General features: G+C 49.6%; 26 protein-coding genes and 1 tRNA gene. 14 read left to right on the forward strand and 13 right to left on the reverse strand.

Annotation, left to right across the window (positions count from 1 at the left end):
• Positions 1-71: 71 nt before the first annotated feature.
• Both ABD843_RS00405 and ABD843_RS00410 read right to left on the reverse strand, forming a co-directional pair.
• Positions 72-2,039 (reverse strand): transglutaminase domain-containing protein, encoded by a 1,968-nt coding sequence (locus ABD843_RS00405; RefSeq protein WP_345076805.1) that lies wholly within the window; start codon positions 2,037-2,039, stop codon positions 72-74.
• A 78-nt stretch (positions 2,040-2,117) separates the two neighbouring features.
• Positions 2,118-3,170 (reverse strand): 2-oxoacid:ferredoxin oxidoreductase subunit beta, encoded by a 1,053-nt coding sequence (locus ABD843_RS00410; RefSeq protein ID WP_345076808.1) that lies wholly within the window; start codon positions 3,168-3,170, stop codon positions 2,118-2,120.
• A gap of 276 nt (positions 3,171-3,446) precedes the next feature.
• On the opposite strand from ABD843_RS00410, the gene ABD843_RS00415 reads away from it, so the two are divergent.
• Positions 3,447-4,607 carry a phage integrase SAM-like domain-containing protein gene (locus ABD843_RS00415; protein ID WP_345076811.1) on the forward strand — a complete coding sequence of 387 codons (1,161 nt, stop codon included), beginning with the start codon at positions 3,447-3,449 and terminating at the stop codon, positions 4,605-4,607.
• A gap of 159 nt (positions 4,608-4,766) precedes the next feature.
• Here the strand turns inward: ABD843_RS00415 and ABD843_RS16355 are convergent, their stop codons facing one another.
• Positions 4,767-4,952 carry a helix-turn-helix domain-containing protein gene (locus ABD843_RS16355; RefSeq protein WP_425575632.1) on the reverse strand — a complete coding sequence of 62 codons (186 nt, stop codon included), beginning with the start codon at positions 4,950-4,952 and terminating at the stop codon, positions 4,767-4,769.
• A complete protein-coding gene (locus ABD843_RS00420) occupies positions 4,934-5,125 on the reverse strand; it encodes a hypothetical protein (RefSeq protein WP_345076813.1) in 192 nt (63 codons plus the stop codon). Before ABD843_RS00420 ends, ABD843_RS16355 begins: the two co-directional genes overlap by 19 nt.
• A 240-nt stretch (positions 5,126-5,365) precedes the next feature.
• On the opposite strand from ABD843_RS00420, the gene ABD843_RS00425 reads away from it, so the two are divergent.
• The 3 genes from ABD843_RS00425 to ABD843_RS00435 all read left to right on the forward strand — a co-directional run bounded on the left by ABD843_RS00425 (position 5,366) and on the right by ABD843_RS00435 (position 8,164).
• Positions 5,366-5,815 carry an SRPBCC family protein gene (locus tag ABD843_RS00425; protein ID WP_345076816.1) on the forward strand — a complete coding sequence of 150 codons (450 nt, stop codon included), beginning with the start codon at positions 5,366-5,368 and terminating at the stop codon, positions 5,813-5,815.
• A gap of 21 nt (positions 5,816-5,836) precedes the next feature.
• Positions 5,837-6,214 carry an iron chaperone gene (locus ABD843_RS00430; protein WP_345076819.1) on the forward strand — a complete coding sequence of 126 codons (378 nt, stop codon included), beginning with the start codon at positions 5,837-5,839 and terminating at the stop codon, positions 6,212-6,214.
• Between the two features lie 138 nt (positions 6,215-6,352).
• A complete protein-coding gene (locus tag ABD843_RS00435) occupies positions 6,353-8,164 on the forward strand; it encodes a hypothetical protein (RefSeq protein ID WP_345076822.1) in 1,812 nt (603 codons plus the stop codon).
• 16 nt (positions 8,165-8,180) lie between these two features.
• On the opposite strand, the gene ABD843_RS00440 is transcribed toward ABD843_RS00435, so the two are convergent.
• Both ABD843_RS00440 and ABD843_RS00445 read right to left on the reverse strand, forming a co-directional pair.
• Positions 8,181-8,810, reverse strand: a complete 630-nt coding sequence (locus ABD843_RS00440; protein WP_345076825.1) for a uracil-DNA glycosylase family protein — start codon at positions 8,808-8,810, stop codon at positions 8,181-8,183.
• Positions 8,811-8,853: 43 nt separating this feature from the next.
• The gene (locus tag ABD843_RS00445) at positions 8,854-9,192 is read right to left on the reverse strand and encodes a hypothetical protein (protein ID WP_345076828.1); all 339 of its coding nucleotides are present in this window, start codon (positions 9,190-9,192) and stop codon (positions 8,854-8,856) included.
• Positions 9,193-9,476: 284 nt separating this feature from the next.
• On the opposite strand from ABD843_RS00445, the gene ABD843_RS00450 reads away from it, so the two are divergent.
• Positions 9,477-9,743: a spore germination protein GerW family protein gene (locus tag ABD843_RS00450; protein ID WP_425575629.1), complete on the forward strand. Its 267-nt coding sequence runs from the start codon at positions 9,477-9,479 to the stop codon at positions 9,741-9,743.
• Positions 9,744-9,817: 74 nt separating this feature from the next.
• Here ABD843_RS00450 and ABD843_RS00455 read toward each other — a convergent pair.
• Both ABD843_RS00455 and ABD843_RS00460 read right to left on the reverse strand, forming a co-directional pair.
• Positions 9,818-9,888 (reverse strand) — tRNA-Gln (locus ABD843_RS00455).
• 136 nt (positions 9,889-10,024) lie between these two features.
• On the reverse strand, positions 10,025-13,285 hold the full coding sequence (locus ABD843_RS00460; RefSeq protein ID WP_345076834.1) for a M1 family metallopeptidase: 3,261 nt from the start codon (positions 13,283-13,285) through the stop codon (positions 10,025-10,027).
• A 119-nt stretch (positions 13,286-13,404) separates the two neighbouring features.
• Here ABD843_RS00460 and rsgA point away from each other — a divergent pair, with 119 nt between their 5' ends.
• A complete protein-coding gene (gene rsgA / locus ABD843_RS00465) occupies positions 13,405-14,331 on the forward strand; it encodes a ribosome small subunit-dependent GTPase A (protein ID WP_345076837.1) in 927 nt (308 codons plus the stop codon).
• Positions 14,332-14,335: 4 nt separating this feature from the next.
• Here the strand turns inward: rsgA and ABD843_RS00470 are convergent, their stop codons facing one another.
• The 3 genes from ABD843_RS00470 to ABD843_RS00480 form a co-directional block, all read right to left on the reverse strand.
• Complete coding sequence (locus ABD843_RS00470; RefSeq protein WP_345076840.1) at positions 14,336-14,677, reverse strand: carboxymuconolactone decarboxylase family protein; 342 nt, start codon at positions 14,675-14,677, stop codon at positions 14,336-14,338.
• Positions 14,678-14,719: 42 nt separating this feature from the next.
• Positions 14,720-15,496: a menaquinone biosynthetic enzyme MqnA/MqnD family protein gene (locus ABD843_RS00475; RefSeq protein WP_345076843.1), complete on the reverse strand. Its 777-nt coding sequence runs from the start codon at positions 15,494-15,496 to the stop codon at positions 14,720-14,722.
• Positions 15,497-15,875: 379 nt separating this feature from the next.
• Positions 15,876-16,553 carry a toll/interleukin-1 receptor domain-containing protein gene (locus ABD843_RS00480; RefSeq protein ID WP_345076846.1) on the reverse strand — a complete coding sequence of 226 codons (678 nt, stop codon included), beginning with the start codon at positions 16,551-16,553 and terminating at the stop codon, positions 15,876-15,878.
• 258 nt (positions 16,554-16,811) lie between these two features.
• On the opposite strand from ABD843_RS00480, the gene ABD843_RS00485 reads away from it, so the two are divergent.
• The 8 genes from ABD843_RS00485 (at position 16,812) to ABD843_RS00520 (ending at position 21,872) form a co-directional block, all read left to right on the forward strand.
• Positions 16,812-17,162 (forward strand): hypothetical protein, encoded by a 351-nt coding sequence (locus ABD843_RS00485; RefSeq protein ID WP_345076849.1) that lies wholly within the window; start codon positions 16,812-16,814, stop codon positions 17,160-17,162.
• 56 nt (positions 17,163-17,218) lie between these two features.
• Positions 17,219-17,707 carry a hypothetical protein gene (locus tag ABD843_RS00490; protein ID WP_345076852.1) on the forward strand — a complete coding sequence of 163 codons (489 nt, stop codon included), beginning with the start codon at positions 17,219-17,221 and terminating at the stop codon, positions 17,705-17,707.
• Between the two features lie 365 nt (positions 17,708-18,072).
• Positions 18,073-18,294 (forward strand): hypothetical protein, encoded by a 222-nt coding sequence (locus tag ABD843_RS00495; RefSeq protein ID WP_345076855.1) that lies wholly within the window; start codon positions 18,073-18,075, stop codon positions 18,292-18,294.
• Between the two features lie 62 nt (positions 18,295-18,356).
• Entirely contained in the window at positions 18,357-19,325 is a 969-nt protein-coding gene (locus ABD843_RS00500) for a hypothetical protein (RefSeq protein WP_345076858.1), read from the forward strand.
• A gap of 72 nt (positions 19,326-19,397) precedes the next feature.
• Entirely contained in the window at positions 19,398-20,084 is a 687-nt protein-coding gene (locus tag ABD843_RS00505; RefSeq protein ID WP_345076861.1) for a TIGR02117 family protein, read from the forward strand.
• Positions 20,085-20,093: 9 nt separating this feature from the next.
• Entirely contained in the window at positions 20,094-20,246 is a 153-nt protein-coding gene (locus ABD843_RS00510; protein ID WP_345076864.1) for a hypothetical protein, read from the forward strand.
• A gap of 245 nt (positions 20,247-20,491) precedes the next feature.
• The gene (locus tag ABD843_RS00515; protein WP_345076867.1) at positions 20,492-21,076 is read left to right on the forward strand and encodes a YceI family protein; all 585 of its coding nucleotides are present in this window, start codon (positions 20,492-20,494) and stop codon (positions 21,074-21,076) included.
• A gap of 163 nt (positions 21,077-21,239) precedes the next feature.
• Positions 21,240-21,872, forward strand: coding sequence for a DUF47 domain-containing protein (locus ABD843_RS00520; protein ID WP_345076870.1), 633 nt, complete (start codon positions 21,240-21,242; stop codon positions 21,870-21,872).
• 2 nt (positions 21,873-21,874) lie between these two features.
• Here ABD843_RS00520 and ABD843_RS00525 read toward each other — a convergent pair whose 3' ends face one another.
• Complete coding sequence (locus tag ABD843_RS00525; protein WP_345076873.1) at positions 21,875-22,222, reverse strand: bleomycin resistance protein; 348 nt, start codon at positions 22,220-22,222, stop codon at positions 21,875-21,877.
• A 5-nt stretch (positions 22,223-22,227) separates the two neighbouring features.
• Positions 22,228-23,430 (reverse strand): GAF domain-containing sensor histidine kinase, encoded by a 1,203-nt coding sequence (locus tag ABD843_RS00530; protein WP_345076876.1) that lies wholly within the window; start codon positions 23,428-23,430, stop codon positions 22,228-22,230.
• Positions 23,431-23,545 lie beyond the last annotated feature (115 nt).

Below are 23,545 nucleotides of genomic sequence, written 5' to 3' on the forward strand. Positions count from 1 at the left end.
TTAAGGTCTTATGATATTGCCGGTCAAATTAGACACATATTATTTTTTGGTGTCCGGCACACCGGCAGGTGTCATTTTTTCTTTGCATGCTCGGCCACGCGCTGCATTTTGCGTATAGCGCCCTCGGCATTATGCAGCTGGCGTTCGTTCTCCTTCATGTCGGTATGCCGTTTGCGGGCTATGGTGCGGTCTTCCAGTGTCTGTCGGCTCTTTTCGGCCTTTTCCATGTGGTCCACTATTTTCAACTGTCTTTTGCCCTGCTTGCTCAGCGCTGCAAAGAGCTTCCTGTTGCCCCTTAGGTAGTTACCGTAAAATGTTATGCACCTTGCTGCGCTATCTATAGTACTCTTGTAATGTTCTATGGTTGCAGCATAGCGCGTGGTCAGTTCCACATTGCCTGCGTTCAGTTTTTTGTACTGCTCCAGGCTGCGCACATTGGCCTTGTGTACGTTCAGCGCAGCTACATACTGTTTCTGTAGTTCCTCGTACCGCAGGGCTACCGTATCGAAGCTTGCAAAGTAGTACTTCATCAGTGTGTCCGTCACCTGGTATTTCTGCTGTTCGAACAGGCGGCTCCACTGCTTTACCTCATCATCATAGCTATCGTGCATGCTGAGGCGTGCTACGGCCTCTTGCACCAGCATAGAGTCCTCCACACCCAGCGACCCCGCCAGCGAATCGAGCAATACCTTGCTCTCTGCTATCGCTATCTCTGTACTTGCCTCCTTCAGGCGTATATCCTGCAGCATCGCGTCCAGCCGGGCATTGCGCGCCTCTACCGAGTCGTTTATCACCTCCAGTTCGGGGGCGCCCGCCCGTTTCTGTACCTTACCTGTCTTTACTTTATCTATGCCGTTGGGGTTCAGCCCACGACCGCGCTTCTGAATATCGGCCAGCTTCTTGTGGCTTCTTGTGTACTTATTGTTGGCGCCACGGTCGTGTTTCCTGCATTCTGCCAGCAGCCGTTTATCGTCTGTCTTTATACGGCGTATATACTGTTTGGCCTCCATTCCTTTGGCCCTGTTCTTCCGGCTCAGCCTGCTATACTCCTCCGGGAATGCCTTTTTCTGCTTCTTTATATACTCTACAGATGTCTTCATATTCGCCGTAGCGTCCTTCAGCATGGGCAGTGCACGTTTGCCGGCCGTATCCTTGCTCAGTTGCCTTAGCAGCGAATCGGCCAGTATGGTGTTCTTCATCGCCATAGCCAGGTGGTAGCGCTCATTGTGGGCATAGGCTCTGTCGGCCATTTCCAGGTTTCGCTCTGTCTCGCTCAGTTTACTTATCTCGTCCAGCCGGGGCGATGCTTTCACCGGCTGGCTTATCTCGTTGAAACGCCTCACCGCACTATCTCCTGCCTCGAATATGGTCAGCGGCATCAGCGTATCCGTCAGTTGCCACAACGGGTCCTCGGGCAGGTGCCGCAGCCGGAAGACCTCCGGGTCCTGCATGAAGTACTGCGGGTCGTACCTGAATTTGAATTTCAGGTTCTTCGCCTTTAGCTTCTTCTGCATCAGCAGTTTGTTCAGCAGCATACGCAGCTTGCTGTTGGCCTGGTGCATATAGCCGGCGCCCCATGTAGGATCTGCCAATTCCCACCGGCCATCTATCTTCACGGCACACCATTCGTGGCGGGGTATATACATCGCATCCCCATTGTCGAATATCAGGTCCTTAGCATAGCCACCTATGGTCACCGCTTCCAGCCCTGCACTGCGGCACAGGGCCACATACAGCTCTGCATATCCCCGGCACAGCGCTCTTTTCTGTCGCAGGGCCTGTGCCACCTTATCATCGTCGCTACCATCTAGTTGCCACATACCTTTTACATCATAGGCTATATTATGGGTCACCCAGTTGTATATGGCGTTGGCCTTCTCTTTCTGTGTTCTCAGGTCTATACACAGGGCCGCAGCCAGCCCATCTACATCGGTACCGAAGTTGCCGGGTGCTGTTATGCCAATGGTAGTATCGGTCTGTGCCCATACGGTGGTAAAGGAAAGTAGAGCCAGGACAAATGAAAGTATTACACTGTGCATGCAGGTATATATAACTGCACTAAAGTAAGCCATAGTATAGCATTTGCAAACAGGGTAGGGCGTACATACCCCTCCGGCTCATCTCAGCCCCTCGTTCACGCTGCGCAGGGCCGCGCTGCCGGGGCATAGTATATCCTTCCCCAGCTTGTTCAGCGGCACATCGGTGGTGTTTATTATGTTGTGCAGGTCTTTAGTGTTGGTATCTATATACAGCAGGCCTGTCAGTATCTCCTGCCGTGCAGCGGCCGTTTTTACGGCGTTCATGGCGCTCAGGCGGTCCTGCGGGTCCCAGTTCTGTTCCAGCTTGCGCAGCCGCAGGGCCGATCCGTCATGCATCTCCACGTTCTTCATGCTGCCCTCCTCATATTCGGTGGTTATCTCCTCCTTCACAGGTACGAAGTCTATGGTGCCAATAGCCTCTACATGTTCGCGTACATGGTCGTAAGACTTGGTAGAGCCCACATTGTTGTTGAACGTCACGCAGGGCGATATCACATTGATGAAGGCGAAGCCCGGGTGCGCCATTGCGGCCTTTATGAGCGGTACCAATTGTGTCTTGTCACCAGAGAAACTTTGCGCTACATACGAGGCCCCAAGCTCTATGGCCAGGCTGGCAAGGTCTATGGTCTCGAAGAGGTTCACATTCCCGCTTTTGTTCTTCGACCCCTTGTCGGCCGTTGCACTGTCCTGACCCTTGGTGAGCCCGTAGCAGCCATTGTTCATCACTATGTATACCATGTTCAGGTTGCGCCGTATCACATGTACGAACTGTCCCATGCCTATGGATGCCGTATCGCCATCGCCCGATACACCAAAGTATATCAGGTCCCTGTTGGCAAGGTTGGCGCCTGTGGCCACCGATGGCATACGCCCGTGTACCGAATTGAACCCATGCGAATTGCTGAGGAAATAGGTAGGTGTTTTCGACGAGCAACCTATGCCCGATAGCTTGGCCAGCTTGTGGGGCTCTATGCTCATCTCGTAGGCGCTCTGTACTATGGCCGCGCTTATAGAGTCGTGGCCGCAGCCCGCGCACAGCGTACTCAGTGCGCCCTCATAGTAGGCCATCGTATATCCCAGCTTGTTCTTGGGTAGGGCCGGGTGGCGGAACTTCGGGCGAACGTAGGTCATACCTGTGCGTTTTAGCGTTGTGGAACCATATATGTACTAGTGAAAGATATGAAATATTATCTTGTGCAACAAATTTTTAATGCAGTAAAAGAAAAGCCCCGGGGAGGCCGGGGCTTTAGAGCGGAAGACGAGATTCGAACCCGCGACCCTCAGCTTGGGAAGCCACTAAAGGCATACACGACCTGAATAGCCACATCTGTTTATGAATGACATACACTTTACGAATTAGTCATTTACATACACACTTCTAAGGTCAAGCTTGAAAATAGCTTGAACATGAACTACAAATTCATATTAGACAAACGCCGTATTCGGCAGAACAACACCTATCCTCTAAAGGTGAGGGTTTATGAGGGGACAAAGAGTACGGAAAGGTCGTTAAGCATAGCCATCAAAGAGAGTGAATGGGATGATGATGCACAGGTAGTACTTAAAACCTGCAAGAACCATAAGCTATACAACTCAAAGCTTGCACAGGAAAGGGTTGAACTTGATAAGCAAGTCCTATTTGGTATCGAAGCCACACAGACCAGAAAGCCAAAACCCAAACACTCCATTATAGACTATGGCAGCAGGCTATCGGTAGAGTATGAAAGGACAGGCAAATCAGGTAACTCGATTGTATATAACACAGCCGTTGAGATGCTGCTTAGATACACAAAGCAGAAAAACCTAACATTTGAGGACATAGACTACTCGTTTCTTGTGGCCTTTCAGAATGACCTGCTAACAAGGGGAGTTGGTGTCAACACCATATCAATATACCTGCGAACCATAAGAGCCATCTTCAACAAGGCTATCAACGAAGAACTGACGGACAACTACCCTTTCAAGAAGTTCAGGATAAAGCAACAGCCTACACCATCAAGGTCGCTGACTGTTGAGGAACTGCGGAAGATAGCCCATTATAAGTGTTCAGGGGTGGTAGAATTCAACAGAGACCTATTCCTACTGTCGTTTTGCCTGATTGGTATAAACTTTGCTGACCTCCTTACCTTGACGACTGGCAACATCGTTAATGGCAGAGTAACATTTGCCAGAAAGAAGACACATAAGGTTTACTCCATCTTATTGCATAGCCAGGCAGAAACGTTATTTGCGAAATGGGACAAAGGCACCCATTATTTGCTACCAGTCCTCTCACCCACTTACAAGGGTGTTACTCTCATCCATAAAACGCAGTTAGCGATAAGCCTGTGCAACCATTATCTAAAGAAGATAGCCAAAGACCTCGAAATCAATAAGCAGGTATCTACCTACTATGCACGTTATTCATGGGCAAACATTGCTCGTTCGCTGGGGTATTCTAAAGACCTCATTGCCGAAGCACTTGGTCATGAATATGGCAACAAGGTTACGGGAATATACCTTGACAACTACGAGAATGCTGTATTGGACAAAGCCAATGAGCAAGTCATAGCTGCCATCTTTTCGTAACCCATTCTATCGTTCACATACAAATACAACCTCAAATGAAAGAAGTAGTTAGTACCATCATTGGGTTCATCCGAACCTTACTGGCAATCATTGCCATTATCTTTCTTATCGGGCTGTGGGATTTCATCTGCAACCCATTGAAGTTCATTCATTGACCGCTTAGTCAACCTCGAAGTCCATCAATTCCTTTGGCTTCACTTTCAGGATGCGGGCAATCAGGCAGGTATGGGACAGGGACGTATTTATTACCCCTGTCTCAATTCTGCTTATCTGGGACGGAGGTAACCCAGCCTCATTGGCAAGCCGTTCCTGTGAGTAGCCCTTTTTCAGACGTATCTCACGCAGCTTGTTTCCAGGCCGAAGGGGCCCATGCTCTTACCTTTTACTCGTTTACCTTTCGACTTGTCGATACTCAGGCCTACGTTCTTAGAGCTTATTACGGTGAAATCGATGAGCCTTCTTGTGCAGCTTGTCATCATGGTAGCAGCTATCAGCGCTGCGCACATCATTTTTTTCATTGAGTATATTTTTGGGTCGTTCAATATCACACAATATACAAAATGATCAGTTATAAATGATTATTATTTCAATGTTTATTAGGTCTATATTCGCTTCAGCATTCCGTGCGATCTCATACTTATGGGCCTTCTGCTTCTACTTTCGAATAGGGTCGCTATCCACCCGCAGATCGTCGCATACACACACCATCTCATTCGTTCTTTTGTAGCACCTTTGTATCTACCAAAAACAACTATATCATGTCTACGAACAGCGTTTCTCTGCACCGCGTCATCAAGGCCACTCCCGAAAAAGTATTTCGTGCCTTTACCGATCCGCTGGCCATGGCCTCATGGCTGCCACCTTACGGCTTCCTCTGCACTGTTCACGAAATGAACGCACAGGTAGGCGGCACATACAGGATGTCCTTCCAGAATTTCTCTACAGGCAACAGCCACTCATTTGGCGGTCAGTATGTAGACATCAAACCGAATGAGTACCTGCGGTACACCGACAAGTTCGACGACCCGAACCTGCCCGGCGAAATGACCACTACCGTATGGCTGCAAAAGAATATGGCAGGTACCGAGCTGAAGGTAGTACAGGAGGGCATACCCGCTGTAATACCCGCCGAAATGTGCTACCTGGGCTGGCAGGAATCTCTCGAAAAGCTCATAAAGCTGGTAGAGCCACAGATACCCGATGCCTGATAAATAATAAACCACATTGCCATGGCAAAGACCGACTTTAAGAACATGAACGAATACCATGCCACCCAGCCGAAGGAGGCGCAAGAGCGCATGCAGGCCATACGCGATGTGATACACGAGGTAGTGCCCGGTGTGGAGGAGACCATTAGCTACCAGATACCCTGTTTCAAATACCTGGGGTACCTTATCTACTACTCGGCCCACACCAGGCATATATCTCTTTCCTATCCCTATACGCCTCAGTTCCTGGCGGCCTTTGCTACAGAGCTTAGGGAATACAAGGTAAGCCGGTCGGCCATACAGTTCCCCGCCGACAGGCCCCTTCCGCTCGATCTCATACGGCGTATCATCCTCTTCAGGAAAGCCGAGAACGAAGCCGCCCCTAAAAAGAAGAAATAGAGAAGAGGCCATCACTTCCCTTTGCTGCCGGGTATATCGGCTTTCTCATTCCGCAATGATATGGGCATCATATACATGTATATATGATGTTTAAAAAATAATACCTACATTGTTGTGTTCCAATGTAGGCCATATCTTATGAATGAAACCAATGTTCAGTTGCCCACACTCACTATCAATATCGGTATAACCGGTCGTACGGGAGCCCCGTCTGCCGGTATCGATATAAACGAAGAACTCGGTAACATCTTTTCCCTGGTGGGGCAATGCGTAACAATGATGTTCGCCAATGGCCTGAACAGGTATTATGCCGGTAGCCCCCATCATTATCTCCTTACCACACTGGCAAGCCATTACGATCGTATAGCCTCGCAGATAGCCCTGGACAAAGGGTTCGCATTACAATGTGCCATACCTTCCAAAAAGGAAAGGTATGCACAGAGCCTGGCCAGTGACGAGAAGGAAAGAGAGGTGATATCTTCCCTCTTAAGTAAATGTGAAAGGCTGTTCGAGCTGGATCTCGAGGACACAATGGGAAGCAAATGGGCCGGTGAAATAGTCGTAGATCATTGCGATGTGCTCATAGCTATCTGTGATGGCAGGAATACCGGCGATGATCCAGGATCGCAACACATGATAGAGCTGGCGAACGCACAGAATGTTCCTGTCCTGTATGTAGATGCCGCTACCGCAAAGCCAGCAGTACTATCCTTCCAGGGCCAGCAGGTACCCCTGTCGGGAGATGCGCTCATCGGTGTTCTGCAGCCGCTTTTATCGCCCGGCGATGGGGCGGCTTTCAACGATATGTACAACAAGGAGCCTGCTCCATACTGGCGCTATTCTTTCATAGACCCTATGCTGAAGCATCTTTTCACCAAGGGTTTTCAGGGACGCCCTGCGTTGGGCCGGTCGCGCTATGATATATATGCCAAACAAGGCTGGGAGGAGCTTTGGCAAGGTGCCGTTCCTGGAAAAGAAGATCTGTTCAGAGACTATGCCGATGGTGGTTTCAGAGAAAAATATGAACAACTCGATGCATTATCGATGCGATATGCCGATACATACAAAAGTGCAGGTATAATGCGACATATCTATTTTTTCCTTTCCGGCATGGGCTTGTGCATAGGCTTCTACTATGGCTTTTGGTACAACAGCGCCGGAGAAAAGACACTCACCGTCACCACCATCAGGACGCTCGGTTTTGTGATGCAGGCCATATGTATATTGCTTATAAGAAGGATATACAAGAACAATGAAGCAGCGAGGTGGCACCAGCGGTACATAGACTATCGCATACTGGCCGAAATGCTGCGCCACTCCACGCTGCTTACGTCTATGGGTATCGGGGTACATGGCATCAGCCTGCCCGCATTTCTGAAAAAGGATGGCGTGAGCTGGATAAACTGGCATTTTCGTGTCATAATGCGCAATGCCGGTATACCGGCCATCACCGTCAATGCTTTGCAGCTTGATACCACAAAGCTGCTTATAGGGAATCTACTGAACGGCCAGGTAAGATACCATACCGATAGTGAGCGCAAGAACAATTTGATAGCCCGGCGCCTGAAGAGCGCGAGCGACCTGTTCTCCAGGCTCACCTATACTGCCGTTCTGGTGCGTGTAGGGGTATATGCGCTTAATGTGCTGAACTGTGCCGCGCTTATGAACGAGGATCTTCTGGATATACTGGTAAAGACCACCAATGCACTTTGCCTGTTGTTCCCGGCCCTTATGCTGCTGTTCGATTCTATAGCCGCGCAGGGTGGATATGATATGCTGGCCCAGCGGTCGGCGGCAATGAAGAACGGGGCGGCGAAACTAAAGGAAATGGCCGATGCAAAAGCAGACCATAATACTTTGAAGCAGGTCATTCAGAATGCAGCTACGCTCATGATAGCCGAGGTATCGGACTGGCGTTTGTTCGTGAACACCAAGACCATCAAAAAGTAAGGTGCTGTTCCGCTTTCTAAAAGTGCCATTCCTCGCGCCAGCGCATCAGTATATAGTCCTCTATCGATTCTATCCGTTCGTCGTCAGGGTGCTCACTGTTATACAACTCGTGCTGGAACGATGCCGAGCCTGATGGGTTTACCAGTTTTCGTTCGTGCATGCCATTCAGATTGCAGTACCGCATCACAGGTGTCCATAGGTGCCGCCAGAATGCTTCTGTCATCCCTCTTGTAAGGTACACGTTGCGAATGGTGGGGTAGCGCTGCAGAATCCTCACTATATCTACATAGGTGAAGTCGTCAAAATTGTGAACAAAGGCCTTGTCCTGGAAACCGCCCAGCATTTTGGGGTGGTGCCGATGGTGCGGGTCGGCATCATCTATCGAGGCTATCAGGTCGGTAAGCGCTATGCCATGCTCGCTGCAGAAACGCTTCCATTCGGCAGGTGAGGCATTTATAAGAGAAGCACCGCCATACAGGCGTGGCAATACATTCCAGAAATAACTGTCCCCGGTACGGCCATAGAACCATTCTGCGGTATTACCTGTGGGCCATTCGGGGTCAAAGGTACCCACTATCAGCGTGGTAGGTTCGTGTTCCAGTCTTTCCAGGTGCAGGTAGCTGTGAAATTTGTGCCGGCAGGCCATTCGTCTATCTTTCGCGCAATTTATCGCTAAACAGCTACAGTTCTCAGCTTTTCTTGTTTATCAGCATCAGCAGCAACCCTATACAGAACAATGAGGTGAATATCTGCTTGTTATATTTCGCAAGCCAGTTGGGCAGGTAAATGTCGAAATTGTCCATTGGGGAATTTGAATACCTTCTTGCCATTTTAGTAAGGGGGCAGCTACCTCCGAATATCAGTAATACAACACCTTCGCCCACCACTGCGCCTGCGGCCAGCCATGAGCAGGCAGATACCTTTCCCGTTATACCACTATACATTACATAGGCTATCATGGCAACAAATGCGCCCCATACCACTGTATGTACGGTCTTTATGGCTCTTAATTTCTGGGGGTCGGTCATTCTGTTCCTGGTAGCTTTTCTTCTGGCAAAGTATACCGGCAAGCAAATATCGGTGAACTTTCAGGGCAATACCGTTATTGTTCTTTGCATAAAGAACACCCTTGCCAGGATGGCATGGGCGTATATAAAGGGCTAAAAGCATTATTCATATCCTAAAATAAAACAAAAATGCAAACCTTGAACGACATGCTCAGCAAAATGACCGAGTTCCTGAGGTCAGAAGCAAAACAGAAACTATTATCGGACAGCAGTTCCAGTTGGGAGAATTCACTTGTGTGCCGGTAATGTCCGTAGGATTCGGAATAGGCGGTGGCGGTGGAGAAGGAAAAGGTAAGGGCGGTAATGGAGTACAGGCCATGGGAGAGGGCGAAGGTGTAGGCGCCGGTGGTGGTGCCGGTATGAGTCCTGTGGGTTTTTTGGCCACCAAAGGTGGAGAGATACAATTCATCTCTACCAAAGGTTCAAAAGGTATAGGCACAGCGCTAGAGAAAATACCCGATATCCTGGAGAAATTCATGGACAGTAAAAAGCAGGACACCTCTAAGGCATAGCAAATATGCCGATCGTTGTATAAAAGAAAAAGTCGCTGAAATCATTGATCTTCAGCGACTTATCTTCTTTCAAGTAGTTCGACTAGGATTCGAACCTAGACAAACAGAGTCAGAGTCTGTTGTGCTACCGTTACACAATCGAACTATTCTGTTGTAACAGGCTGCAAATTTACATAGGTTTTTGTGGAGTACAAAATTTCTATGCCGGAATCTGTGCCCAAAACCTCACATTATTACACTATCACATTTCAGCACATTTATCGCATTACCACATTGTCGCATTAAAAAGCCCTGCTCACACCCACTACATACCTCAGCGCCAGGTAGTCGCTGTTGCCATAGGGTGGGCGGTTCAGGAAGAAGGGCATATCCACACGCAGCGTAAGTGGCCTTGCTTTCTCAAAAACGCCCCAGCTTTTTATAGTGAACGCACAGCCTACACCCGCATCGGCATGCAGGGTGCTCCATGTCGATGTCGGTATGGTATAATGGAAATCCATGTTCTGGTAGCTGCTCAGTTCCATAACACCCGCATCGCCAAAGGCATATATATCGGCATGCAGCCAGTTGCGTGTAAGGCGTGGGCGCCACTGCAGGTAGTTGCTTATGCCTATTTCCATGTTCACCGCGGCTCCGCTGCGGCCCTTATAGCCTGTCAGCAGGCCTCCGTTATGCTCGTCGGGGGCAAAGTAGCCCGCATAGCCGCGCAGGTTCAGGCCACCGCCCTGCTGCCAATGGTTGGTCTCGTACAGCCCTGTACCCCGCCAGTCGGTAGGGGAGAAGCCTATAGAACGGGTGTATTTATCCTCCATCATCTGCTCGGGGTTGGCTCCTGCCATGTACAGCATGCTCTCATAAGGCATCTGCCTGCCCAGCCCGAAGCGCCCTATGAAACGTGTACGCACATCCAGCAGGTCTAGCGTAGAGTAGTTCACTGCCTCCAGTTGTGCATACGAATAAGTGAATTGCAGCGCATCCTTTGCCAGGAACGGTGCGCGTGCGCTGAAGGTGTAGCGGCCTACACCTCTCATATACTGGTAGCTGTGTGTCCATGCCACGTTCACAGAGTTGTTCTTGCGGCCGGGTTCGCTGCTCCAGTCTATAGGGTCGTACAGGTATGCCTTGTCAAAAGAGGAAGGTCGCCACATCATCAGCCCGTATAGCTGCACCAGGTTCTTATCGCTCTGCTGCCAGTTCACACCGCCACGGTTATACCACAGGCCGTCCAGGTAGCGGGTATTGATCTGCAGTTGCAGCCTAGGCAGCTTGCGACTCAGTGGCGACAGGTAGTTAATAGAGTAGTTCACCGGTTTATACCTGTCATAATACCCCTCACCCTTGAACGATTTATAGGCGTCCTGCTGCAATACATGCGTGTTCCACCATACTGTCGCATCCAGCTTATAGAGCTTCGCAAAATAATCACCCTCGAAGTGCAGACCGGCCTTTATGCCGTCCACCGGGTTCCACCATGCATCGGGACGTACATACATGCGGTAGTGCTTGCGGTCGGTCTGAGGCGCCATGCCGCCATCCAGCATCACCTTTACGGCTCTGGGGCTTATGGGCAGGCCGCGTGTCTTATAATTGTCCACCATATTGCGGTCGGCAAAACGGTAGGTAGTATCTATCTGCACATGCCTTATGCCCGCCGGTGCATATATGCGTGCGGTGTAGGTCGGATTCAGTATGCCCCAGCCGGTCCATTTGGGTAGGGTAGTGGCGGGTGTACTCTTCTGGAACCATGTATTGGGTATGTTGTAGCTCTGTTCGCTGCCGTCTTTCCCGGTCACGGTGAAGTCCAGCGGCATCTGCATATCGCCCCTGCGGCTGAAGCCTATAGCAAAGCTATCTGTGCCGCGTATCTTGCGTACCTTACATATACCATAGTCCAGCGGCTTTGTGGTCTCGAACCACTGGTCGAAGAACCACGACAGGTCTACCTTGGTATAATTGATGATGGATGCACGGAAATCCTCGAAGTACGGATGCGCGAATTTCCACTGGTCGAAGTAGTGCATCATCGCGCGTTCAAATAAGCTATCGCCCAGCACATATTCCAGGTTGTACAGCATACTGGCCGTCTTGTAATATACCAGGCCATAGCCGCCGCCATGTGCCAGCGCACCATTGAAGTCGTCAGAATGTGTGTTGATAGATACTTCGTTCTGGTTCAGCGCAGCGCTACAGTAAGAGTTCAGTACACGCAGGTCCATCACATTCGTGGGCTGCGCGAATTTCCTCCTGTACCACGACTTCGGCTTATCTACCACCAATATATCGCCATCTATGCGGCGCAGCCCCATCGATGTCAGGAATTGGGTAAAGCCCTCGTCCATGGCAGCACGGAAGGTCTCGTTGCTACCTACCTGCCCGTAGAACCAGTTGTGGGCTATCTCGTGTACCAGCAGGCCACGGTAGCCGGGGTCTATACCGCCATCCAGTGTCAGCATGGGGTATTCCATACCGTCGGCAGCATCAGCGGCCACTATCTTAGGGTAGCAGTACCTGCCTATACCCTCCGAAAAGGTCTTTATGATCTTCGATATATATTCCGGCGCGTTCTGCCAGCCTGCCGCATGCGGCTCCTGCACTATGGCCACACATTCCACATCGTTCCAGTAGGCTGTGCCTATGCGGTACCAGGGGTCTGCAGTAAAGGCAAAGTCATGCACATTATTGGCTACAAAATGCCATTTCTTGCGCTCGCCCTTCACATAGGGCGTTATCACCGATGGCGTCTCGTTCATCTTCTTATTGGCAAAGTTCTTCAGATCCAGCTTGGCGCGCAGCTCGTCGGGCAGCACTTCTTTGCGGTTCCTCAGTTCGCCGCTGGCCTCCAGTACATAGTTCGATGGGAAGTCCAGTGTCACATCATACAGCCCAAAGTCGCCATAGAACTCCCTGTTCAGGTGCTGGTAAGTGTCCCAGCCATGCATCCTGTCGTACACCGATATCTTGGGGAACCACTGGCAACCGTTATAGTGCATAAAGCCCCATGCCGGGTACATCTTCATGCGGCGGCGGGTACTGCCCATATCATAGTAGGTATTGAAACTCATACTCAGCTCTACCTTGCTGCCCGGCGCCAGTGGCCTGGGCAGGTATACCTTCATTATGGTATTGTCCAGCTCGGTGCGAACGGTCTTGCCGTCGGCCTGTATATTGTCCAGCACTATACCCAGGCCTGCGCGTTCCTTCTTGCCCAGCCTCGCCTTCGACTTATTGGCCTTTTCCAGCTCGCGCAGGTAAGAGTCTTTTATGAATGCATTCTGGAACAGGTGGAAGTACACATACCGCAGCGTATCCGGCGAATTGTTCCAGTAGGTGAGCTCTTCTGTTGCCTCTATCACATGGTCCTGCTCGTTCATGTGCGCATTTATCTTGTAGTGCACATCCTGCTGCCAGTAGGCGGCATCGGGTCTGCGGTTCTGCCAGTAGTGCTTATTGGTAGTGCTGCGGTAGGCATTATCGTTCACCTGTGCATGACCATAAGAGGCTATGAGTACCCCCAGCAGGGTCAGGGCGGGCCGTAAATTCATGAGTAGTTGTATTTGTGCGTAAAAATAGAATATAATACCGAAGGTTACTTCCCCCATAGAAGGTTATGAAGACCGTATATTATGGAGCCCACACAGTATTTTTGCAGCAATTATATCTAATGAAGGGGAAAGTATACAGGTCTACCGGTAGCTGGTATGTGGTGCATGCAGAAGATGGCCAGGTGTGGAATGCCCGCATCAAGGGCCGCATGAAGATAGATGAGGAGATATCATCTACCAACCCCATAGCCGTGGGCGATACCGTGCTGTTCGATGCAGAGGATGAGGCGGTAAAGACCGGCATCATCACCGGTATAGCCCCGCGCCACAACTATATGGTGCGCATATCGCCGCACAATCCCGGGCAGAAGCACATCATAGCTGCCGATATAGACCTGGCCCTGCTGGTGGCCTCTATAGCCGAGCCCCGCACATCCACAGGTTTTATAGACCGCTTCCTGGTCACAGCCGAGGCATACCATATACCTGCCGTGCTCGTCATCAATAAGACGGATATCCTAAAACCCAAACACCACGAGATACTGGAAAGCTGGATAGATATCTATACCTCGATAGGCTACGAGGTGTTCCCGGTATCGGCTACCGATGCCGCTACGCTTGCAGCCCTTACAGAAAGGATCCATGGCAAGATCACCCTGTTCAGCGGGCACTCGGGGGTGGGGAAGAGTACCCTTATCAATCAGCTCATACCCGGCCTCGGTATTCGCACCAATGTCATTTCCGGCTGGAGCGGCAAGGGCCAGCATACCACCACCTTCGCCGAAATGTTCGATCTGCCCGATGGCGGAAAGATAATAGATACCCCCGGTGTAAAGGAGTTCGGCCTCATAGACCTGGCACAGGAAGAGCTGTCGCAATATTTCCCCGAAATGCGCCGCGTGTTGCACCAATGCCGTTTCAACAACTGCAGGCACATCAACGAGCCCGACTGTGCGGTGAAGCAGGCCGTCAACGACGGCACCATAGCCATAGACCGCTATGCCAACTACATGGGCATGCTGGATAGTATAGAAAAGAAGTGGTAACGCCTTACTGCGCCTTCAGCGCCTCCCAATATTCGGCAGCGCGGCGTGTGTGAGGTATCACTATGGTACCGCCCACTATATTGGCCACTGCGAATATTTCGTACATCTCCTCTGTAGATATACCCTCATCATGGCATTTGCCAAGGTGGTATTTGATGCAGTCGTCGCAGCGCAGTACCATGCTGGCCACCAGGCCCAGCATCTCCTTGGTACGCACCGGCAGCGCGCCCTCTGCATATGTGTTCGTATCTAGGTTAAAGAGCCTGTTGATCACCTTGTTGTTCTTTCCAAGGAGCACCTCGTTCATCTTGGCCCTATACTCGTTGAATTCTTTTACCTGGTCCATTTCTTAATTATGAATTATGAATTATGAATTATGAATTGGGTATCATAAAGAGAGCTTACCTCCCTCTCCTTCGGAGAGGGTCGGGGAGAGGCTTTTCAGGAATTTGTCCAATCCCTTTCTCTTCGGCTCGTCCAGAACATACTGTATGTTCTCCCTGTAGTATACGTTCAGGTCGTACCACGGGAAGGGGTTCTCTGCTATCACCGCATCTATATGCTTCAGCCCCTCTGCATTCGCCGCGTCGAACCGCGCTATGAAACCCTGTGGCAGTTCCTTGTTCGCCACCCATGCCGCGAACACGAAGTCCAGCCCGGTATGTGCCTTCCATGCCGCCGACAGGTCATACACATAAGCAAAGTCGTTCAGCATCTTTAGTGCCCTGTCTCCTATTATCACCCCGGCGGTAGTGCCCTTTATGTTGTCTATGAAGTGTTCATCGGCGGTCCTGTATACCACCTCTTTTTTCCAATAGTGTTGCAGCAGCAGTTGTGCCAGCCGTACCGATGTGCGCGACTGGTAGTCCAGGTACACCTCTGTCACTTCTTCCATAGGCACCCGGCTGAAGATAGCTACCGATACCACATTGCCATCGCTGGCTATGCCATGGTCGCCTACTATATGTGCGCCGTTTATGCCCGGTATGGCCGCTACTGGCAGCAGGGCCATATCTATCTCATTGTTCCGTAGCTGCTGCGCCAGCAGGGCAGGGTAGGCCACAGAGAGGGTCATATCATGCCTTACATCACTGCGCTCTATGCCATACAGCAGGGGCTTGGTGTTCAGGTAGCTTACTGCGCCTACTCTTATTTTTTCGTCCACTTACTTCCTGTTTTGCCCGCAAAGATAGTAGCCCACTACCAACCGCTAGCGATGCCTGTGCTTTCTTTTTGTATATCTGCTGAAAAGAGGTTTACTTAGGATTTATGCAATATTTCTTTTAAAAGCCATTCAAAACATTCATTGAATATGCCTTGTTCGTTGAAGAATGTGTTGTCCGCCGTTCGTCTCCATCCAACTTTTTCCGTTTTATACTCTATGTCATATTGGTATTCATAAGTTGTACACAATCCTATTGGTATTTGGGGGGTACCGTCAACATTTTTCATAAGATGACCTTTGCATAACTGAACTATTAGTTTAGAATTATTGTACCGAGGAATGCCTGAGCGAGGATCCCCTTGAATATCTTCTACCCATTTTATGGAAAATGATTCATTTTTTGTTTGTAATATATAGTATATCGGCGCGAAAATATTATACTCTTCTTACGCATGCGCCTTAATTCAAGTACGTTCTCTTTTAAGAGTTCTATAATACTAAGAACGGATCTAGGGGCCTCTTCTACAACTTGGGGAGAATGAATAAATTTCTCACTAACAGATCTAGCATTATTCTTCTCTGTTATCCTATTCATTAGATCATCAAGTGGATCTATCTTTTCAAACTTTTTAAATTCTGCCTCTATGTCATTGCGTAGTTCGCGAAAGCACTTTGCAAAATTTTTATTCTCATGCCCAATGCTATTACTTCTTTTGAATTTATAGGGTAGGTCAGCCTGTGCATGAATGAAGCCTTTTAGCTCATTGATGATCTCTATCTCAACTATAGGGTATGTTTTCTTATCAAGTGCTTTTGCAAAACCTATCTCTTGATTTATCCACTGCGTTCCTATAGAGTTACGCGTCAATATAGGAATGACGAGATCCGCACTTTGTAATTCTTGAAGAACTTTATCAGATAACAACTGTAGAGCATTCTTATATGACCCAATTCTTATTATCTCATAATATTCACTTGATGACATTTCCTTTTCGATGATGTCCACTTTAGAACTGTCTTTTTCATTATAACTAATGAATGCTTTCTTCTTGCTCATTTGTACGAGTTTGACGCAAATGTCTCAAACAACATCTATTCATTCCGTGAAATGTAGAGAAAACTCCCCATTCCTACCCACAAGACCTGCCCATTTCAGCGCCCCGGCGTCCTTAACAAACTTTTGCTTTCTGCTCTACCGAATTGATAGCCATATAGTTGGAAACGTTTTTTCATTCCTTTGACACATTAGCGAATGGTTTTTGGGCTATATACTTCGATATCATCAATTTTCTGGACCCAATTAAACTTAATTCCGATGAAAAAGATATTGATGGCGCTGGCAATTACCACTTTAGCGTATACCGGCGCGGAAGCTCAGAACAAAACACCAAAGCCCCAGGAAAAATGTAGTCTGTCGGCCGATGGTAAGTACGTCACATGCTGTAAGACCTCTCTGAACCCGGCTTATGACATCAAGGGCAAAACAGTAGCGGCAAAACCCGTTGCCAAAAAGCCTGTCGCCAAGAAGACGGTGAACTATCGTCCACGTCCGGTACGGAAGACCTACTATGTGAAGGACTACCAGGTATGTAAGGACGAAGGTGGCTACTACACATGCTGCCTGTACGAGAACAACTACCGTACCACTATCGAAGACCTTAAGTAGAACAATGTAGCCGAACAGAAAACATTTTTCCTGAAACTCATTTAAAAGATACTGCAATGAAGAACATCTTGATGACGCTGGCACTGATCACCTTTGGGTGCGCCGGCGTGGAAGCTCAGATCAATTGTACTGTAGTACCAAAGCAGAAGGTGACCACACAGGTGCAGCAGACCAACCAATGCAAGCTGGTACCTAAGGATGTCTGCACCATATCGCCCGACAGGCGCTCTGTGACCTGCCATAAGACCGTAGATGGTCAGAATTTCACCCCCTATGGCAGGCAGACCACATACTATGGACCCACAGGCCCCATACCGGGCAGCAAAGCTAAGTTCGAGACCGAGACCGTTGTCATAAAAGGTAACGACAAGCCCGACCACTGTACCCGCGATGAGGCCAACCGCACCACCTATTGCTACTACAAGGGGTACCGTATATGCCGCGACGAGAACGGCTTCTACAGTACATGTTTCGCTCCGGGCAACGGCACTGTAAAGGCCGGCGCCACGAAGCTACCAGGCAACAATGGCGTGGTCTTGAAGTAGAGGTGATATCAGCATGACCTACCTGTAAAAAGGTAACACATTGCTGCCACTAACATAGCCCGCCCGGGCAACACCCACGGCAGGCCATAAGCAAAAGATCTGTTTCCAGAACAGGTCTTTTTCTTTTGCGCGCTATTCCATCGTAGCACCAATAACATGCCATTAAGGCTTTTCATACTAAAATACCCGGAACAAAAAACCGTATTTTTCCCGTATCGCCGCGTTTTTTTCAGCGCTAATTTTCCGCTTAACGATCGTTCCCCTGTTGGTCGAAATGCCTATTCGTGCGGCATTGTGTGGTTGTATCTGTCATAGCTGGCCGCCCTTGTAGGTTCTTTTACCTGTCAACTAACTCTCTTTTGGCGATGAATAAACTAGATACATCACACCCCGACTATATAAAAGGGTTTCAGGAAGGGTATATGATAACGATGCATCTTCCCGAGATATCGGACTGGATGGCCCGCAAAAAGGATAGCGGTCTCAAGTATGCCGGCTTTCTGCACGGGCGGCTCGAATACCTGATGGAGAAGGTGCAGGACCTGGTCATAAAGCAGGATGCCTGGGAGTGGGACGATGATGAGTGAATAGCGCATGTTCTCGTATTTTGTGGTTAGCTTTGTATTCCTATCTTTTATTCCATATCTCTATGTTCAGGTATTTTGCCCGGGTCCTTTTCTCTCTGTTATTGTTCGCGGCCTTGCCGGTATCGATACCGGCATCTGCGCAGGCGCCCGATACTGTTTATGCCGGCTGCTACATCACCAGCATCCACAACATCGACTTCAAGGACAAGGAATATACCGCCGACCTCTGGCTTTGGCTCAAATACCGCAACAGGAAGTTCGATTTTCTGCAGAACCTGGAGATACCGCAGGCCAAATCTGTCTCCCGCTCGTTCGCTACCATCGATACCAGTGGCGAAAGGGTATACCTGCTCATGAAGCTGCAGTGCATCATGAAGGACACCTGGAAGATAGAGAACTTCCCCTTCGACAAACAGAAGCTACGCTTCTCTATAGAGAACTCCCAGTTCGACTCCCGTGTGCTGATCTTCGTAGCCGATACATTGGGCAAGCATTTCGATCCCCGCTTCACCCTGCGCGGCTGGCGTATAGACAGCCTCAACATTACCACCGGCACCCGTATATACGAGACCACCTTCGGCGATGCTGCGGTGGCCGTCCCGCATACCGAGTATAGCAACTACAAGGTGCGCCTGCAGATAAACAGGGATGCCATGGGCCTCTTCTGGAAGATGTTCCTGGGTATGTATGTGGCCTTCCTCATAGCCTATATGTGCCTCTACATACATACCGACAACATAGACTCCCGTTTCGGCCTCAGTGTAGGTGCGCTCTTCGCGGTAGTGGGCAATAAGTACATAGTCGATTCTTCGCTGCCGGAGTCTACCTCGTTCACCCTTGTAGATACTTTGCATGGTATCACCCTCTTCTTCATATTCATTGTCATGATGTGCAATTCCTACACCCTGCGGATGGTAAAACAGGAGCGCCCATCGCGTGCCCGCCGGTTCGATCGTGTCAGCGCTGCCGTGGTATTGGTTTGCTACTTGCTGCTCAATGGCTATTTCATCTATAATGCCACCCGCAACTAAGCCATCATTTTAACGTTTCTTCGTGGTTTACCTTTTCAGTGCCGAGGTATCAACTGGTATCATCCCCACCATATGAAAAGAACCATCTGCATAGCATTCAGGATAGCCGGTATATCCATGCTGTCTTTCATAGTATTCACCCTCCTATACTTATCCGGTGCATATGTATGCTCCCGCATAGCCATAGGCCGCGACAGCGATAGGGGAGAAGATGTGGCCATATACATAAAGACCAATGGTGTACATACCGATATAGTAGTGCCAGTACATACCGCTCTTGCCCACTGGAGCCATGAGGTGCCATATTGCAATACCCGTGGCTGCGACACCACCTGCGGTTACCTGGCAGTAGGCTGGGGCGATAAGGGTTTTTACCTGCGAACGCCCACATGGGCAGATCTGAAATTCTCCGTAGCGTTCAATGCCGCATTCTGGTGCAGTACCACGGCCATGCATGCTACCTACTATCCGAAAATGATGGAGGGGCCTAATTGCAGAAAGATAATGATAAGCAACGTGCAGTACGCGCGGCTGGTACAGTATATACGCAACAGCTTCAGGCAGGACGAGGGTGGGCATTTTATGAACATACCTACCGAAGCCCGCTATGGCAATAACGATGCATTTTATGAAGGCACAGGTACCTATAGCCTTTTTCGCACATGCAATACATGGGCCAATACTGCATTAGCGGCATGTGGCCAGAAGCATTGCCTCTGGACCATCTTCGATACACCTATCTTCGACAAGTACCGATAACTGCTAGCGATGCCTATGGTAGGGATGATAGTGATGCCCGTGATAGTGATGATGACGGTAGCCGTGGCCATGGCCATATCCGCTGCGGTATCCTCCCGGTGGCCTGTGTGGCGCCAGTATGATGCAGGAAGAAAGACCAAGGCTTGCCATCATTATCAGTAACATTATTTTTAGCTTGCTCATAGCTGCTTTTTATTGATAGACCGCAGAAGCTCTGCCATGTTTAGATCAGCAGAGAGGTTCATTGGTCGTTTTACGAAAACTTTAAGGTCTTAATGCGGTCACCTCCGGTATACCGGTATAACGCAGTATATCACCCCGCTCAGAACCGATGTACATACATACATTTGCCCTGCCGAACTTTTAAAAGGCGAACGACCAGACAAATATAAAAAACAGAACAGAAAATGAAAAGAACAGCACTATCTATCGCATTTATCGCTTCGGGACTGCTCATGGCCTTCAGGACACCCGCTCCATCATCGGCATGGTCTCTCGATAAGGCACACTCGAAGCTCGGCTTCAGCATCTCTCACCTCACCGTATCGGACGTAGAGGGCAGCTTCAAAAAAGTAGATGCTAAGATCACCTGCACCGGCGACGACTTTACCGATGCCGTGGTAGAGCTTACGGCCGATGTGAGCAGCATAAACACCGACAACGATGGCCGCGACAAGCACCTGCAGAATGCCGACTACTTCGATGCCGAGAAATATCCTACCATCACCTTCAAGAGCAAGACCTTCAAAAAGCTGAAGGACAATACCTATGCCGTTACAGGAAACCTTACCATGCACGGCGTTACCAAACCGGTAGAGCTGCGCGCTGTGGCCCGCTCCGGCACCAACCCCATGAGCAAGAAAGCCATTACCGGCTTCAAGATCACCGGCGTCATCAACCGTATAGATTTCGGTATAGCGCCCTCTACCCCAAATGCCATGCTGGGCGAAGAAGTGACCCTGACCGCAAATACAGAATTCTCTAAGGACTAATATAAGACGGTCACTTTTATAGAACGGATGCCCGTAAAGGGCGTCCGTTCTGCTTTATGCACGAGGCCGTAGCAAGGTTATCTTATTATTAAATGCTCTTGCCAAGGGGCATATTGCGTCTGCCGCACTCTAATTTTGTATAGCTACGAACGCCACATCCACCATGCTCAGGAAGATATTCTCATTTCGCAACAAATGCTTCTTTCGTTATATCGACGAGCTGGCGATACACCTGCAGGCTATGGGCTCTATGTTCCGCGATGCCATGGCCGGTGGCCCTCATACGCTGGATGCGCATATCATGAAGATGGAAGAAAAGGAGCGTGCGGTATCGCGGCTGGTAAGCGAGCTGCGACAAGAGGTAGGGCAGGACCTGATGTCGCCCTTCGACAGGGAAGATATGCACTACCTGTCATCAGACCTGAAGCATACGGCCGGCGATCTGCTGCACATCACACGCCAGGTACGCAGCTATATGCTCTTCGATATTCCACCTGTCACGCATACCATTACCGGCCAATATATTACGGCAATAGAAAAACTCTGTACCATTCTTTATGGACTTAGAGATACTGGTGGCCTGCTGCGCATGACAGGCGTATGTACCGAGATAAAACAACTCCTTTACCACTGCGACGAGCAGCTAGATAAGGCCATTGCCGATATGGTGAACGATGGCAGGGAAGGTATCGCCCTCATCAAGATAATGGATCACTTCACGGCCCTCGATCGCCTGCTGGAACGCACGCACGATACCGTTAATGTTTGCGAAAGCATCATCGTAAAATACTCTTAGGCTCACACCATGCTCTGGCCAAAGGTGAGCAGGTTATTATCGGGGTCCAGCAGCGCGAATTCCTTTTGTCCCCATGGCTTGTGTTCCAGAGGTGTGGTCTTTACGCCCCTTGCTTTTAGCCGGTGGTACCACTCTTCTATATCATTGGTTCGTATGTACACCTGCCCGTAGTTCTCATTAGGGTCCAGCGTTGCGAACCTGAAGAAATGTATCTGTATATTATCCCGCTGCACCATCAGGTAGTCATCATACTCACCGCCGAACTGTTGGAAACCCAGTTCGTCTATATAAAAACGCCGCGTAGCGCTTCTGTCCCGCATAGGTAGCTTGGGGTTGATGTCCGTCAGCATGCTTGCTATTTGAATCGCCTGTTATAGGGGATAGTTATCTCGAAGGTTGCCCCATCATTGATGACCGAAGTGATATTGAAACTGCCGTTCAGGCCCTTTATCAGGTGTTTCACCAGTGCCAGCCCGAAACCGTATCCTTTCTCGCCGTCCGTGCCATCGGCCGATTCCGTATTGTCGGCCAGCAGTCTTGCTATCTGGTCGTCGTCTATGCCGTTGCCGGTATCTTTTACACTTATTCTCAGTATGTTGGCCGTGTCCGCTATTTCCACGTTCAGGCCCACCGTCACACTGCCGCCCCGCGGGGTGAACTTTATCGCGTTCGATACCAGGTTGCCCGCTATCTGCATCAGCTTGTTCTGCGGAAAGGGTATCTCTATGCCTCCGTCTATCTCTATTTTCAGGGTTATATCCTTGCTTTTTGCCTGTGGCGTATACAGCTCTTCCAGCCTTGCCTTGAAGGTGTGCAGTGTCATTTCGCTCGGTCTGGCCGTGCGTGACCGCTTCTCTTCTGTCAGTATCTCGTCGGCCAGCTCCAGTACCGACTTACCACCCTTATGTATCAGCCCAATGAATTCCAGCACCTCGTCCAGGTCATTTTCCTTTCCCTGCATGCTTATTATCTCTGCCAGGCCCATTATGCCGGCTATAGGCCCCCTTATATCATGCACCACTTTGTTCTGGGTATGCTTCACTTCATCTACCTTGTTCCTCAGCGACTCTATGTAGCTTACCGTCTTTAGCCGGTTCATTATCTCGCCGCTTATTATCTTCAGCATCTCCACTTTTTCCGGCGTCAGTGTTTTCGCTGTCATATCCAGCACACATAGTGCGCCCACGTTCTGGTCCTGGCTCACCAGCGGTATGCCATGGTAAAAACGGAAGTGCAGACCATCTGTCACGAAGTCGGCATCATGGAACACAGGGTCCACCGACATATCGTTCACTACGAACTGGTCTTTCTCCAGTATCGTATACTGGCACACGCTTTCTTCGCGCGGGGTCTGCTCCACATCCAGCCCATAGCTCGATACCGTCCATACCGTATAATTGTCTATCAGGTTCACCAGCGATATGGGGCTGCCCGTCACTTTGGCTGCCAGCTTGGTCAGGTCGCGGAAAGTGTCTTTCAGGTCGGCATAGTTGGGGTCCAGGTCCGACAGTGCCATTATCCTGGCTATCTCGTTCTTTGGTATGGGTGCGCTTTTCACTTTATATCGTTGTGATCGGTTTGTTACAAAGGTAAGTGCTATCGTGTTTTATTACAATTTCAGTTCATCGCTCATCGATCATTCTTTTCAGTGATATGGTTCCTCTATCCGGCAA

Source organism: Nemorincola caseinilytica (genome assembly GCF_039540515.1).
Lineage (GTDB): Bacteria > Bacteroidota > Bacteroidia > Chitinophagales > Chitinophagaceae > Nemorincola > Nemorincola caseinilytica.

Bases quoted from the DNA above. Each gene is read 5' to 3' on its own strand.
- ABD843_RS00405 (WP_345076805.1), bottom strand. From the start codon at position 2,039: ATGCACAGTGTAATACTTTCATTTGTCCTGGCTCTACTTTCCTTTACC.
- ABD843_RS00410 (WP_345076808.1), bottom strand. From the start codon at position 3,170: ATGACCTACGTTCGCCCGAAGTTCCGCCACCCGGCCCTACCCAAGAAC.
- ABD843_RS00415 (WP_345076811.1), top strand. From the start codon at position 3,447: ATGAACTACAAATTCATATTAGACAAACGCCGTATTCGGCAGAACAAC.
- ABD843_RS00420 (WP_345076813.1), bottom strand. From the start codon at position 5,125: ATGAAAAAAATGATGTGCGCAGCGCTGATAGCTGCTACCATGATGACA.
- ABD843_RS00425 (WP_345076816.1), top strand. From the start codon at position 5,366: ATGTCTACGAACAGCGTTTCTCTGCACCGCGTCATCAAGGCCACTCCC.
- ABD843_RS00430 (WP_345076819.1), top strand. From the start codon at position 5,837: ATGGCAAAGACCGACTTTAAGAACATGAACGAATACCATGCCACCCAG.
- ABD843_RS00435 (WP_345076822.1), top strand. From the start codon at position 6,353: ATGAATGAAACCAATGTTCAGTTGCCCACACTCACTATCAATATCGGT.
- ABD843_RS00440 (WP_345076825.1), bottom strand. From the start codon at position 8,810: ATGGCCTGCCGGCACAAATTTCACAGCTACCTGCACCTGGAAAGACTG.
- ABD843_RS00445 (WP_345076828.1), bottom strand. From the start codon at position 9,192: ATGACCGACCCCCAGAAATTAAGAGCCATAAAGACCGTACATACAGTG.
- ABD843_RS00450 (WP_425575629.1), top strand. From the start codon at position 9,477: ATGTCCGTAGGATTCGGAATAGGCGGTGGCGGTGGAGAAGGAAAAGGT.
- ABD843_RS00460 (WP_345076834.1), bottom strand. From the start codon at position 13,285: ATGAATTTACGGCCCGCCCTGACCCTGCTGGGGGTACTCATAGCCTCT.
- rsgA (WP_345076837.1), top strand. From the start codon at position 13,405: ATGAAGGGGAAAGTATACAGGTCTACCGGTAGCTGGTATGTGGTGCAT.
- ABD843_RS00470 (WP_345076840.1), bottom strand. From the start codon at position 14,677: ATGGACCAGGTAAAAGAATTCAACGAGTATAGGGCCAAGATGAACGAG.
- ABD843_RS00480 (WP_345076846.1), bottom strand. From the start codon at position 16,553: ATGAGCAAGAAGAAAGCATTCATTAGTTATAATGAAAAAGACAGTTCT.
- ABD843_RS00485 (WP_345076849.1), top strand. From the start codon at position 16,812: ATGAAAAAGATATTGATGGCGCTGGCAATTACCACTTTAGCGTATACC.
- ABD843_RS00490 (WP_345076852.1), top strand. From the start codon at position 17,219: ATGAAGAACATCTTGATGACGCTGGCACTGATCACCTTTGGGTGCGCC.
- ABD843_RS00495 (WP_345076855.1), top strand. From the start codon at position 18,073: ATGAATAAACTAGATACATCACACCCCGACTATATAAAAGGGTTTCAG.
- ABD843_RS00500 (WP_345076858.1), top strand. From the start codon at position 18,357: ATGTTCAGGTATTTTGCCCGGGTCCTTTTCTCTCTGTTATTGTTCGCG.
- ABD843_RS00505 (WP_345076861.1), top strand. From the start codon at position 19,398: ATGAAAAGAACCATCTGCATAGCATTCAGGATAGCCGGTATATCCATG.
- ABD843_RS00510 (WP_345076864.1), top strand. From the start codon at position 20,094: ATGCCTATGGTAGGGATGATAGTGATGCCCGTGATAGTGATGATGACG.
- ABD843_RS00515 (WP_345076867.1), top strand. From the start codon at position 20,492: ATGAAAAGAACAGCACTATCTATCGCATTTATCGCTTCGGGACTGCTC.
- ABD843_RS00520 (WP_345076870.1), top strand. From the start codon at position 21,240: ATGCTCAGGAAGATATTCTCATTTCGCAACAAATGCTTCTTTCGTTAT.
- ABD843_RS00525 (WP_345076873.1), bottom strand. From the start codon at position 22,222: ATGCTGACGGACATCAACCCCAAGCTACCTATGCGGGACAGAAGCGCT.